This window comes from Bacillus sp. P14.5 (assembly GCF_003316765.1).
Lineage (GTDB): Bacteria > Bacillota > Bacilli > Bacillales > Bacillaceae_B > Rossellomorea.
Genome location: NZ_NIJF01000083.1, coordinates 14,884 through 27,334 on the forward strand (window position 1 = coordinate 14,884; position 12,451 = coordinate 27,334).

Sequence of the window (12,451 nt, forward strand, 5' to 3'; positions counted from 1 at the left end):
CCGTTTAAATTGCTTTTATACAGCACGATAACTTACAAATCAATATTTGATCCTGTTTAAACTGCGTTTATACAGCACATAAAGTCTCGGCTAAAATGTATGCCCATCCAAATACTTCAACAAGCAATAGTCCACCTTATCGATATGTTCCTCTAACCGCGAAAAATCCCACAGGAGGATTTTAGTAGTTTCTTCATTGTTTCTGAACGGCAGGAGTCTTTCCATAGCACCAAGGAAAACAGGATTATATTTTACAGAACCGTCCTCTTTTCTGACTTTCATCAAACCTAGAAATTCTAATTCATCCGGTTTTTGCCCCGTTTCTTCGAACAACTCCCTGAATGCGCAGTCTGAAATAGTTTCTTCCTTTTCCCTTTTCCCCGCAGGAAGTTCCCATTGGTTTCTCCACTTATTAAAGCAGAGAAGATAATCGCCATTCACTTTGATGACTGCAAACGATCCTGCCAAAGGTTGAAAGCGATCTATCCTGTCTTCATTTATATGCATGAATTCCAGGAACTCCTGTCCGTTATCCTTCTCATTGATCAATGGATTTCTCTCCTTTTTCTATATAAAAACTGGATTTAGAAGGGGTGCTGATCAACCCTATCAAAACAACAGAGACGAGGAGCATGAGAATCGATGCAGTAATAATACTATAACGAAGCGGAAACACATCTCCTGTAAAACCAATCAGCATAATGAAGACAATTTGAAGGATACTTTGAAGCATGCCGAATAGACTTGTAAACCTTCCCATCAAGTCAAAAGGGACATTGTTTTGGTAAAAGGTCATGAAGCCTGTCCCCCAAAAAGGATTGAAAAACCCTAGAATTAAAAATCCGGCTGCCACTGACCAGAAAGAGAAGGAAAACGCGTAAAATAGATAACCTGCTGACACTAGTAAAAATCCAGAACTCATCAAGACTTTGACCGAAAGCTTTGCCGATAGTGCGGAAACGACAGAAGCGCCCACTATTGAACCAATGCCTGTTATGCTGATTAAGAAACCGTATTCTGCCTCAGTAAGAAGCAGAATCTCCCTGGTAAAAACCACTTCCTGTGCATCCATGCCAAGAGCAATCACCATGAAAAATTGAGATAAAAAGTAAATGGCAGCAATGTAACCATGCTTGCGGGAAAACAGGTACACGACCCTCCAGTCCTCTCTTAACACGCCCAGTGTAATTTTCGTTCTTTCCAACTCAGCTTCCACATCTGGAAGTGCATTAAGCATCACTGCTGAGATTAAAAAAGATACTGAGTTAATCCAGATCGATGCCTCAACAGATGCAAAAAGAATGAGCACTCCCGAAATAGCTGGTCCCACCAAGAAGGCACTCGAGGTAATCAAGCTTCTGAATGAATTGAACCGTTTTCTGTCGGCTTCCGGTACGAGAGCTGTTATGTATGCAATAGATGCAGGCTCAAAAAATGCTTTTGACAGAGATAAGAAGAATAGAACTACGTAAATTAAATAAACAGATTCACAAAATGGAATTAGAGCAACTAACAAGGCACGTGCAATATCAGTGCCGATCATTAGTTTTCGTTTATTCATTCTGTCAACGATGCTTCCAGACCAGAATTTTGTAAGAAGAGAAGCCGCCGGTCCGATGATCCACAGACCTGCTACAGCAGCTGCAGAGCCTGTTAGCTGCAAAACCAGAATATTGATCGCCACGAGATAGATGAAGTCGCCAAAGGTCGAAATGCCGAGTCCAAATAACAACAAATTATTTTTGTTAAGCAAAGTAATAAGAAATCCCCCATGCAAATGCGTCTTTCTCACTAATTCTTCTATGAATTCGTGGATTCCTGTCTGGATAGGAAACCTTCACCAATTTGCCATAATCAATTAATGAAATTTGAGCGTATGTGGGATTCCATCTGTTCATGGTTCTCCTGTCGCATTTTGTCATATAGCCTATGTATGTACTAAGGTAAATGGCGAGCAGGCAGCCTTTAATCTCCCAGCCTCAAAGCATTATCGTCAAAAATTCCCTGTCTTCCATAACCAGGTCGTAAGGCGATTTTATGATGGACCATTGAACATTTCTCTTCTTAGAAATTTCCAGGTCTTCTTTACCGGTCAGGGAAGTGAAGTATTCTAAAATACCACTGGCTTGAAGAGCTCCCTCCATATATCCATAGAGTATTTTTAAGCACTTCTCCTCTGCCTGTGTCCCTTTCAAGTGGTATTTAAACGGAATTTGATTGGCATATGCAGCTACTCCATATTCGAAGGAAAAGTGCGGGCTATAGGAAATTTTCTTTTTTGATCAGCATCATAATTGTTTTCAAATAAAAGGTGCACTGCATCAAGCTCAGTCTTGAAGATCATTGGCTTTTCCTGTGAGACCGGATTAGCACCGATCGATCCTTGAGGCAACTTAATTGGTGAGGCAATGTATATGTATTGAGTCAAAGAACTCACTTCCTTTTGATCTTGCTAGTACTGTCTGACATTGGAAAGAATTAACAGCCTTTATTAGGCCGTCGAATTTCTAAATGATCTTTAATATCGGCAATTTAGAATTTATCCAGGAACAATGATTGAATCTTTTGAGCAGCCTTTAATGGCCTTATGTCCATAGAATGAAATTCCTTAATTGCCACCCATACAGGCTCATAGCTTCCTCTTAATGGGTCCTGAAATTCCGCTGCCATGCCGCTGCCTGCTACTCCACTTTGGATTTCTGCCAGAAAATAAAACTGCTTTCCGTAATAATCGATGACGGTAAGACAACCCTTCAGCTCAACGGTCACACCGAGTTCTTCTTTTGCCTCACGTATGGCCGCCTCTTCCGGAGTCTCGCCAGTTTCAACGCCTCCACCTGGAAAAACGTAGTATTCTTCATCATTTTTCACCCGTTTTATTAGTAAAGCCATTCCATCTTCAATGATGACTACGGCCCCTCTATTTCTTACAACAATCATCCTATCACCCCCTTGCCTCCTTTACTCCTTATCCTTCAGGAGCAGGTCCATTTTTTCTTCAATTCTGTCCAAACGTTTATTCCGCCCTTTTAGCCAAACCACTATTAATATCAGGATCGCAGCAGGTACGCCCAGCAATAAAATAAACATGAGTACCTGAAAAGCGATATCTCCCCCATTAAAGTCGGCTTGTAATAAGTACATTTTCATTCTCCTCTTCCGTGATTAGTCATTTTGACAAATTCATATGTGCTTCCGTTTGTCTCCTGCATGAACGTTTTAACTTGTATAAATCCCGCCTTTTGATAAACCCTGATTGCCCTTTTGTTGAATTGAGCTACTGAAAGGGAAAATTCAGCCGTTCCATAATGATCCCTGGCGAACTCTAATCCGTTTTGGAAGAACTCCAGCCCCAATCCCTTTCCGGTAATCTCCGGCTTCATCCCCAATCCAATATCGACATTGCTGCCGCTTTGAACGAAACAAAAAAAGCCTATTATTTCTTCTTCTCTTCTCACAACGAAATAACCTTTACGATCAGAATGGAGAAACTCCTCCAGATCCTCTTTATCCTCTGTCATATCATAAAAAGAGTAGTCGCCATCATACTTCCAATTGAATGCGATTTCCTCTGCCATTTCCTGATTCATGCGTGAAAAGCTGTACATTTGTATCACCTCTTTAAGCGAACTATTCTGAAAATATGTCCCTGTATAATCTTACCATCCTTATCATGATAATTGAAGATGCATTCTTTAAAGGCTTTACATAATCCTTGCTCACTCTAGTCAAACTATTACATGGAGGTGTTGGTTGTAATGAGAAGAAAAAAAGTCAGCCGAACAGCGTCAATTCTGTTCTTAACATTTACTACATTGACAGGAGCCATCCTGCTGCCGTTTGCAATAGTCAAACGGTCATTCAAAGACTGGTTGATTGTTTTTCTTGTAGGAGTAATTGGTAATTCGACGATAGATCGATACCTTGTCACGCAAGGTTATTTAAGATACCACATCAGACCTTTAAGAGAAAAAGTCAAAATTCACTTGCCATTTGACTATATCCATTATCCATTGATGCTCCTCTATTACAACCAGTGGACCTTGAACAGCAATGCTGCCGGCATCATTTTTAAAATTTTTCCTATTATCATACCTCAAGTCATTATGGAAACGATTGCTGAAAGAAAAACTGACTTAATCACCTGGAGGAAAGGCTGGACCTGGTATCACTCCTTTTTAAGCCTTTTTATTAAGCTTTTGATTTGCCGAGGAATCATTTCTTTGGTGAGGATCATTAATAAAGACGCTATTTCTGTGAAGAATACACCTTTTGACAAAAATAAAAAACACCTCTCTTCTGAGAAGCGTTAATAATTATTACCTTGAAAGTCCTCTTTGGAGAACCGTTTAAGATGGATATCTCTTGCAATATGAATAAACGCACGGGAAATCATGAAGAAGCTGCCCGCCAGAAAGAAGCTGGTCGCCAATACCCTTTCAGCATCCGTCATGAAAAGTATACTTCCTATCATATAAAGGATTCCAAGCAGGAAGTCATTCATATAACCAATGATTCTATATCTGTTCCTGATCATAATTTTTTTCTTTCTGCTTAAATGTATCTGGAGACCGCTATCTTCCAGCTCTTCTGCTCTTTCCTTTAACTTTTCAAACATGCTATGTCACCTCTTGTTGTCAGAATTTCATCTTTAATTTTTCTATTAGAGTTTTTAATACCCAATTAATTTACATTTAAAATGGATTATGTAAAAAAATTGTATTTCGTTCAGACGACCTACCTTCTAGAAAACTCTTTCTTGCTCCGCTTATTTTTAAAAAAGCACAGGAAACAGCTAAAGGAGAAATTCCGCTTATTGTAGATTATTCATATCCTTCACAGGAAAACCACCTGTATGAATGGTAAGAGGTGTTAGGGAAACCTGCTTATCCCCTCATGAAAGAAGATTTTTAATACCAGCTTTGAGTTCTCACCCCACCCGGAAAAGCCCGAGGTTTTCAAGAAAATAAAAAAGAAACCAGCCAATCTCCATGGCAAGTTTCCATTCTAAAGACCTATAATGATGCCCATTTTCGACCCATATATTCAGCAAAAGCACGTCAAAGCGAAGGTAAGGATTCCCTCTGCCCGTTTTGTTGTTGTTATGTCCGTGACTTATTACTAACAGCATTCATTACTGAACCAGGTCTTGCAGCTCAAAGCAGCACTGCATGAGCTTGATAAACATAAATAAAGGCTGCAATAACAATCAGAGTTATAAACCTTTTCCCTTGGCAGCTGTCAATACCTTACTCTTCTGCTGTATTTCCAGCTTTCTCGTAAATATACTATGAATCAGCATACCTATTACGATAATAAAGAGCCCGGCCATTGCAATTCTGTTGGGGAAGGGAGCGGAAAGAAGCAGGATTTCACCGATGATAACAAATAGTACCTGAGTAGATTGAGTGGCTTCGACGGCGGCCAGTTTTGCCTGATCGCCTTTCGCTTTATCTGTAGCGATAAAAAACAGTGTGGTGGCAATCACGCCTGAGCAAATGGCGATTATGAAGGATTGCAGTATTTGATTTGTACCAGGCAATCCTGATTCCGTCAATCCAAATGCTGCTATGACCAACCAAAACGGGATGGTGGCCACCGTCATTCCGAGTACCCTTTGGAAAGTGTCCAGCTTCCCTCCGCACAGCTCCATCATCTTTCGGTTTCCCAGTGGATAGGCAAAAGCAGCAATCAGTACCGGCAAAATACCGACAATCATCATATCCCGTGAAACCCCTCCTGATGCCTGCTGCCATTGAATCAAAATGACACCCGCAAGAATCAGAATGGAAATAAGCAATGCCTTCACAGGGATTTTCTGCCTGACCATTCTCTTTTCTGTGTTATCATTCTCCTTCATGAAAAAAAGAGGTCCCAGCAAGACACCAGCCACAACCGTCAATTGCCAAGTTCCTGCTACAAGCCAGCCAGGTCCATAAGCAGCGGCAAAGGTTATGGGAGCATAAAACAAGACAAAACCAACAAAGCTCCATCCCAGCCATTGAAGTGGATGTTTCCTCATCTCATTAAGAAGCGGCATAAGGTTCTTCCTGGCTAGGACGATGATTATGAGAAACGGCACCATAAAGAAAAATCTTAAGGAAGAACTCCAAAGCCAGCTGCCGCCAGCCAGCTCCATTGATCTGTTCAAAATGAATGTAACAGCAAAAAACATCGAGGCTAAAACCCCCAGAAAAAGCTCCCTCATCTGAACACCGCCGTTCTTTTTATCGTTATTATAATATATGTTAATGGTCAATAAAATTTCTGCCTATCAAGGATTGGCTTTTCTTAAACCTTCCTCTCTTCACTTTCCTGCCATTGAGGACAGATGGCTTGATCACAAAAGTTCTATAAGAATTGCGAAATATGTAAGCCTCTTCCACTTGATTCCTGATCATTACTATACCTTCCTTTCGATTGATCTCCTTTAATCAATTACCTTCTCTGAATAGATATAGCTTTGAATCAAAGGCGGAAGCAAAAAGAGTATCGGCGAAAAGGCAATGATGACAGACAACGGTTCCTTTACAGTTGGCAGGAAAATCAGGACTATTCCGAAAAGCAATTCTTGGACGGACCAGATCATCAGCATCAGGCCGCCGTACTTATTGATCTTATACCATGCTTCCTCCGACTGAAAAGAACTAGGAAACCTGACACCATAAAAGTAATTCATCTTCACCTTTTTCAAGTACAATGGGATACTCAAGCCAATGCAGAGAATGGCCACTGTTATGAGTATGACACCCATTCCAATATTCATTTTCCTCACCTCACTCCGATAAAATCACGGGGCTATTCGTCCATCGGTGATCGAATTAAAATTTGTAATCAGATACACAAGAAGCCCCGCTGAGATAATAAATAAGAGAATCTCGGATACGTCGACCTTTCTTTCATAAAAGAAAAACTTACAGACCTGGAAAATCATCATCCCTGTCAGCATAACCCCGGCGTACAGCCATTCATCGATTTTGGTTGAGGTGAAGAAGATTAGACAGAAGAAAACAATCAGGCCACTTACTGTCAGAATCCTTTTGATCTTTGAATAATATTCTTGGTTAAAGAAAACTTTTTTCATACTGCCTCCTATTCATCAAGCCTTCTCAAATAATCATGGGAGTGTTCCTCCATTATCATTGAGGTCTTGACTCAATCCGTTTTATTGGTATTAGTCTGCAGGAAGACTCTCTCCGCATCATTCGTCTTTCAAAAAGCAGGTGTTTTCTTCTCTGTCAGTATTTCTTTATTCTTCAGATAAAAATCGAGTGACCACTTCTGTGAATTCTTCCGGTGATTCATAATGTGGAGTATGTCCGCAATTATGAAAAGTGTAAACCCTGCCGTTCTTTGTTTCATTGAACGCTGAAATCTGCACCGAACATGGGACAGGATCGCAATCTCCCTTTAACAAAAGCATTGTATGAGGCAGTTCTTTCAGTTCTGTAATAAGTGAACGAAAAATCTTCCCTTCCTTCCTCAAAAGCTCGTAATGAATCTCTGACCGGTCATAGAAAGTTTCCCACTCTTCGTCACTATAAATTGAATAATCCACTCCTGAACCTAATTCAAATTTGTAGATCCTCATCCGTTCATTCCCAAGCAAGTCGCTGTAGTCCATATACTTTTCTGTCAGTTCACGGTTACTGACAGATTTATCTGTATCTGCCAGCGCCCTGCACTCTTTCGCTTGCTTGTGTTTACTTGACTGCTCCAATAAAAGAGCTGTTTTTCTTAACAGGCTTCTTGAAGTCAATTCAAAATCAAAGGTTGGTCCCTCAAAAATTATTTTCTGAATGGATCCAGGATATTCAGATGCGTATAAAACACTGAGGAATCCGCCGAACGAGTGGCCAATCAACGACCACTTCCGAATATTAAGGTGCTCTCTCAAAGCCTCGCAGTCTTCAATAATATCATCCAGCGAAAATCCCTCACCAGGTTGAACCTCTTCCGATCTGCAGACACCTCTTTGGTCAATCGCCACAACAAAAAAGGCTTCTGCCAGTTTTTCTGCCTGTTCATAAAAATCGTAACAGCTCTCACCCGGTCCCCCGTGCAAATAAAGTACTGCCCCCTTTTCTGGTGATCCGTACACTTCAACATAAAGTTCTTTTCTCCTTATCTTGATTCTATTGCCCTGCTTCATCTAACTCCCTCTCTCATTTCTTTTCCAATCCCTCTTCAATAAGGAATAAGTAAAATGGTCGTAATATTTTCCTCTATATAAGTGCTTTTCTCTGTATATACCTTCCCTTATAAAGCCGAGGGATTCCAACAGATGTATGGAACGCAGATTATCCAGCGCCACAAATGCATTGATTCTGTTTAAGTCCATATTGGCAAACCCGTTGTTAATCGCAGCAATCAGCGCTTCTTTCATATAACCCTTTCCCCAGAAATCCTTCCAGAGATTATAGCCGATTTCGACAATATTATTCTCCCTGTCCCATGAGTCAAAGCCGCACGTTCCAATAACTTCCTGGCTGCTTCGTTTCAAAATGCACCAGCGGTTATTTCCCTGCTCTTCCGGATTCGAGTTCCATTGAATAAATTCCTTCACTTGCTCTCTATTTGTATAAACCTCTTCATCATAGAGGTACTCACAAACGTCTTCATCACTGTAAAGCTTGAAAATAAACTCTGTGTCTTCCAGCCTGACATTTCGCAGGTATAGTCTGTCTGTATACAAATCCGGAAATTTTCGTCCAACCTTCATAATTTATTCACCACTCTTCTGTTAATGAAATTTTTGTTTTTCAGGAGAATCAAGGCAGAAAAACAGAACAGCAGCAAGGAAGTATACCTCAAGGCCCCGAGAAAGACAGCGGTCCCTTGCTCTGCGGGCTGCACAAATAAAGAACTTATAAAGAGCAGGAGGTAGACTGCCAAAACCAGGCGCGATTTATTTTTATGTATAAATGGAAAAACTGCCGTAAAAATGATCAGCAGGATAAATACAACCATGGATGATGGAAAAAACGGCCTGAATTTTATCGCATACAGAAAATAGTCCAGCTGTGAGATTGCCGACTTCTCCATGATCTCTCCTCCATTCATCATCTGAGAGAAGACAGCAGTATACTTCCACTGCTCAGGATTATCTGTTAAGGCGCTTCCTTCATATAGCGAAAACAATCCTGTCATCACTACAAAAAGGATTAATGTTGAAAGAATAATACTTTTATATTTCACCTGGAACGACTCTCCTTTTTAATAGAGCAAAAATTTTACACCCGACATAGGAATATTCACTTTATTTTAACATGAAAGTTTTACATTTTTGGTTATAATAGGTAAACATGAAGGAAATTCATGAATAGTTGTAAACAGGTACACACTGTAAATCAACTTCTACGCTTCGCATTTATTCAAAAAAGACCCTCTCATTCGAGAAGGTCTTTCTCCAATATGAAACTATTATTCAGCAGAAGAGTCAATCTTCATTTTTCTGAAAAGAGCTGTCCGCAATCCGGTAACTCCGAACATCCCTGATCCTGATGACTTTTCTTTCATCAGCCTGACCTCCAAAGGTTCGAAACGATCAAAGACAGTTTTCAGCTTTTCTTCTGAATAGCCGAGACCGCCCTTCAAGCTTTTGAACCGGTAAACATCCCAATCCGATATCTCAGAACCGCCAAGTTCTCCGCCTTCCACGAAGGTCGTCAGCGCAAAATGACCACCCGGTTTTAAAGCTCTTTCAATCAATTCCAAGTAACTCGTCCTCCTGTGTGGAGGAATATGGTGAAAGCAGCCTGAATCATACACTAAATCATATGTTCCAGCTTCATATTCCAAGCAAAATATGTTTTGTTTAATAAAATTCACCTTTACTCCTTTTGAATAGGCCCGCTCTTTTGCCCACTGAAGCCCTTCTTGGGAAGAATCCACTGCATCCACAAGGAATCCATTTTCAGCAAGATAAATGGCGTTTCTTCCAGGACCGCAGCCAAGTTCCAAAGCCTTTCCAGCTTTTATGGTTCCTTTATCTAAGTAACTAACGAGATTTTCATCTGGTATATCTTTAAAAAAGGGAACCCGCTTAGTTCTGTCCTCATAAAAAGTATCCCAGTTAAATTTTTTCTCCTCGTGAAGCAATTCATCCAGCATCACCAAAACATCTTCATTGCTCTTGATCATTTCCTTCAATCCACTCAACCCCGCTTTCTTTTCCTCTTCTCTATATTACTAAAAAAAGCCAGCGGGCTTGTTACAGTAGTGTTAATACCAGGTTATTCAGGCAATTATCGAAGAGGTCTTACCCTTCTCTAAATGGCTTTTCAAGAAACGTAGAACCCTTATTTCATGGATGATTTTACCTTTGAATAGTATGATATTCATTCAAGTAGAATGCCAACAGTAACGCTATATGCATCATATGGATTATGAGCAATGCAAACATAAACATTTCTATTTTACATTTATTACAAAAACATGACAACATAACCAGGTATTCCATCACTTACAATGTCCGATTTAATTGTTCTCCTACTATACTATTATTCCTTATATCCAATCGTTTCTTTTAGATAGTCAGCAGCCGGTTTCGGAATAGAGTAATACTTGACATTTTCCCAGCTTTCACCTGATCTATCAGCTATTACCGCTCCATCATCTGCAAACCAAATTCTCGAATCTATTAAACTGGTATATTGCTTTGGGCTAAGCACTTTTATGAAAAAATCTGGTTTATCAAGATTTACTCCTGGTTCCTCGATTCTATCTTTTGCCATAAAAATCATCATAATATTATCCACTGCATTTTGGTTCTCTGTATTTTTAATGATTTTATTGAAATGGATTACATCCTCTCTTTTGCTGTCCTGATACCCCACTCTGATTTCCCTGGAAACTTCTTCTTCAGAAAAGAAAATTCCCGCCAAATAGCCTGCTGCAAAAACTATCAGCATAAAGAGTGCCGCCTGCCACTTTTTCATAACTCACCTTCCTTTTCAGATTTTTCTTTTAGTAAAGCTGTGACCTGTTAAACAATCGAGTACTCTTATTTGAGTGGACATCAGTTGAGATAGGACCTCCACTTGTGGTTCATGCTTAACCAGAAAGTGACCATCTGAGTACCACTCCTTCTATGAATACATATCTTACACTGGAAGAAACCACTCATGCAACCACATGCCAATCGCCTAAGAGTCCGAAGGCATAGTGGACTCTCTGTGATTTTTAATTTTCCAAGACACAATAGTCGTACTATCCCTGACATGGTTGACCTTTATAGATTGAAGGAGATTGCGGACTCCTTCCAGATGAGTGGAATTTTCAAAAACCGAAAAAATTTCTTGTGGCTGGTCAAATTGAGTACCCGGACATTCCGTTAATCCATCAGTTGTTAAGAGTATATGATTCATTCCGTACCTTAACTCTTTTATCCCAGTGCTGTAACATGGAACAGCTTTATTAAACGTACTCTTCTCGCCAACCCACTCATAAAAGCTGCGGTGGTTTTGCTGATATTCTCCAAGCCTTGACAGATCAGGATGGTGAAGGTACAGCAAACAATCTCCCACTGAAAACCAGAATAAATAATTTCCTTTTCTAACAACAAAGAGGCAAGCCGTCTCTCCCTGTATAGTTTTACAAGCTTCCTTGAAAGGCTCTCCCTTAAATGCCGCAAGGATTAATTCATGCAGTTTTTCAAAGCAATTCTCAATTTCCAAATCCATTAAACTGAAAATGGTTTCTTTATGTGAATAGATTTCCTTTATCACCAGTTCGGCACTTTGCGCGGTATTGTGGGCATCAAGCAGAAGAGCGAATTCCCAATCCCTCTTCTTATCAACCCAGACCAGGCAGCCATCCTCATTTTTTGTCTGGCCGGATGCTGAATTTCCGCCAAAGTGGCCGGCAATAACCCCTTCAATCTCCTTAAGATGGATTTCGTCTACAAAATGTTTTTCGCTGCCTGTCCATTTGTATTCTTTAATCATTTTAGTTTCTCCTTTTTATGTAAATGGCTTATAAAAATCATTCATTTTTCTTCATACTTGAGCTTTCCATTTAACAAAAGCTTTTTCACTCTGAAATCGGTCTTTTGTTATCAGGCTGTTTCAGCCAATAACGCACACCTTTCCCAGCCAGCGGTTCATCACTGTATCGGGGGATAATATGTAAATGGCTGTGGAAAATGAATTGATTTGACACCTCTCCCACATTCCAGCCCAGTGTATAGCCATCTGGAGAATATTTCTCATCGAGAAAACCTTTAGCTCTTTGCAGTAATTCATAGGTATCCTTCCACTCTTCCGGAGTCAAATCAAAAGCGTCAGCATGGTGCTTCTTTGGCACTATGACTCCGCTTCCTATGAGTACTCCTTGGTGCTGATTGTGCTGAAGAAAATAGCAAGTTTCATTTTCAAAGATAATATTTTGTTCTGGATCCCTGCCAGGATGGCAAAATGGGCAATCAGTGTTCTCATTCATAATAATTCCT

Annotated in this window: 20 protein-coding genes; 1 reads left to right on the forward strand and 19 read right to left on the reverse strand. The window is 40.1% G+C overall.

Features of this window, described 5'->3' with window-relative positions; translation table 11 throughout:
• Nucleotides 1-90 precede the first annotated feature (90 nt).
• From B9Z54_RS14680 to B9Z54_RS14705, 7 genes are all read right to left on the reverse strand, one after another.
• Nucleotides 91-549 carry an NUDIX domain-containing protein gene (locus B9Z54_RS14680; protein WP_113929106.1) on the reverse strand — a complete coding sequence of 153 codons (459 nt, stop codon included), beginning with the start codon at nucleotides 547-549 and terminating at the stop codon, nucleotides 91-93.
• Complete coding sequence (locus B9Z54_RS14685) at nucleotides 539-1,753, reverse strand: MFS transporter (RefSeq protein WP_240189939.1); 1,215 nt, start codon at nucleotides 1,751-1,753, stop codon at nucleotides 539-541. The genes B9Z54_RS14680 and B9Z54_RS14685 overlap by 11 nt, the downstream gene beginning before the upstream one ends.
• Nucleotides 1,746-1,898, reverse strand: a complete 153-nt coding sequence (locus B9Z54_RS25285) for a hypothetical protein (RefSeq protein ID WP_205207727.1) — start codon at nucleotides 1,896-1,898, stop codon at nucleotides 1,746-1,748. Before B9Z54_RS25285 ends, B9Z54_RS14685 begins: the two co-directional genes overlap by 8 nt.
• Nucleotides 1,899-1,979: 81 nt before the next feature.
• Nucleotides 1,980-2,195, reverse strand: coding sequence for a hypothetical protein (locus tag B9Z54_RS24895; RefSeq protein ID WP_162785232.1), 216 nt, complete (start codon nucleotides 2,193-2,195; stop codon nucleotides 1,980-1,982).
• A 337-nt stretch (nucleotides 2,196-2,532) separates the two neighbouring features.
• Nucleotides 2,533-2,940: an NUDIX hydrolase gene (locus B9Z54_RS14695; protein ID WP_113929108.1), complete on the reverse strand. Its 408-nt coding sequence runs from the start codon at nucleotides 2,938-2,940 to the stop codon at nucleotides 2,533-2,535.
• Nucleotides 2,941-2,961: 21 nt separating this feature from the next.
• Complete coding sequence (locus tag B9Z54_RS14700; protein WP_240189940.1) at nucleotides 2,962-3,144, reverse strand: hypothetical protein; 183 nt, start codon at nucleotides 3,142-3,144, stop codon at nucleotides 2,962-2,964.
• A gap of 2 nt (nucleotides 3,145-3,146) precedes the next feature.
• Complete coding sequence (locus B9Z54_RS14705) at nucleotides 3,147-3,608, reverse strand: GNAT family N-acetyltransferase (protein WP_113929110.1); 462 nt, start codon at nucleotides 3,606-3,608, stop codon at nucleotides 3,147-3,149.
• A 150-nt stretch (nucleotides 3,609-3,758) separates the two neighbouring features.
• Here B9Z54_RS14705 and B9Z54_RS14710 point away from each other — a divergent pair, with 150 nt between their 5' ends.
• Nucleotides 3,759-4,313 (forward strand): CBO0543 family protein, encoded by a 555-nt coding sequence (locus tag B9Z54_RS14710; protein ID WP_187444253.1) that lies wholly within the window; start codon nucleotides 3,759-3,761, stop codon nucleotides 4,311-4,313.
• Here B9Z54_RS14710 and B9Z54_RS14715 read toward each other — a convergent pair.
• The 12 genes from B9Z54_RS14715 to B9Z54_RS14765 form a co-directional block, all read right to left on the reverse strand.
• Entirely contained in the window at nucleotides 4,310-4,618 is a 309-nt protein-coding gene (locus B9Z54_RS14715) for a YrhK family protein (RefSeq protein WP_113929111.1), read from the reverse strand. The two genes, B9Z54_RS14710 and B9Z54_RS14715, sit on opposite strands and share 4 nt — an antisense overlap.
• A gap of 597 nt (nucleotides 4,619-5,215) precedes the next feature.
• A complete protein-coding gene (locus B9Z54_RS14720) occupies nucleotides 5,216-6,208 on the reverse strand; it encodes a DMT family transporter (RefSeq protein ID WP_113929386.1) in 993 nt (330 codons plus the stop codon).
• Between the two features lie 40 nt (nucleotides 6,209-6,248).
• Nucleotides 6,249-6,401, reverse strand: a complete 153-nt coding sequence (locus B9Z54_RS24900) for a hypothetical protein (protein WP_162785233.1) — start codon at nucleotides 6,399-6,401, stop codon at nucleotides 6,249-6,251.
• A 29-nt stretch (nucleotides 6,402-6,430) separates the two neighbouring features.
• Nucleotides 6,431-6,766 carry an SdpI family protein gene (locus B9Z54_RS14725; protein WP_113929112.1) on the reverse strand — a complete coding sequence of 112 codons (336 nt, stop codon included), beginning with the start codon at nucleotides 6,764-6,766 and terminating at the stop codon, nucleotides 6,431-6,433.
• A 24-nt stretch (nucleotides 6,767-6,790) separates the two neighbouring features.
• Nucleotides 6,791-7,084: a hypothetical protein gene (locus B9Z54_RS14730; protein ID WP_113929113.1), complete on the reverse strand. Its 294-nt coding sequence runs from the start codon at nucleotides 7,082-7,084 to the stop codon at nucleotides 6,791-6,793.
• A 165-nt stretch (nucleotides 7,085-7,249) separates the two neighbouring features.
• Entirely contained in the window at nucleotides 7,250-8,152 is a 903-nt protein-coding gene (locus B9Z54_RS14735) for an alpha/beta fold hydrolase (protein WP_113929114.1), read from the reverse strand.
• Nucleotides 8,153-8,722, reverse strand: coding sequence for a GNAT family N-acetyltransferase (locus tag B9Z54_RS14740; RefSeq protein WP_113929115.1), 570 nt, complete (start codon nucleotides 8,720-8,722; stop codon nucleotides 8,153-8,155).
• Entirely contained in the window at nucleotides 8,719-9,198 is a 480-nt protein-coding gene (locus B9Z54_RS14745; RefSeq protein WP_113929116.1) for a DUF4306 domain-containing protein, read from the reverse strand. Before B9Z54_RS14745 ends, B9Z54_RS14740 begins: the two co-directional genes overlap by 4 nt.
• Nucleotides 9,199-9,423: 225 nt before the next feature.
• A complete protein-coding gene (locus B9Z54_RS14750; protein WP_113929387.1) occupies nucleotides 9,424-10,152 on the reverse strand; it encodes a class I SAM-dependent methyltransferase in 729 nt (242 codons plus the stop codon).
• 350 nt (nucleotides 10,153-10,502) lie between these two features.
• Nucleotides 10,503-10,940 carry a hypothetical protein gene (locus tag B9Z54_RS14755; protein WP_113929117.1) on the reverse strand — a complete coding sequence of 146 codons (438 nt, stop codon included), beginning with the start codon at nucleotides 10,938-10,940 and terminating at the stop codon, nucleotides 10,503-10,505.
• 207 nt (nucleotides 10,941-11,147) lie between these two features.
• Nucleotides 11,148-11,948, reverse strand: coding sequence for a protein phosphatase 2C domain-containing protein (locus B9Z54_RS14760; protein ID WP_113929118.1), 801 nt, complete (start codon nucleotides 11,946-11,948; stop codon nucleotides 11,148-11,150).
• An 85-nt stretch (nucleotides 11,949-12,033) separates the two neighbouring features.
• Complete coding sequence (locus tag B9Z54_RS14765) at nucleotides 12,034-12,441, reverse strand: HIT family protein (protein ID WP_113929119.1); 408 nt, start codon at nucleotides 12,439-12,441, stop codon at nucleotides 12,034-12,036.
• Nucleotides 12,442-12,451 lie beyond the last annotated feature (10 nt).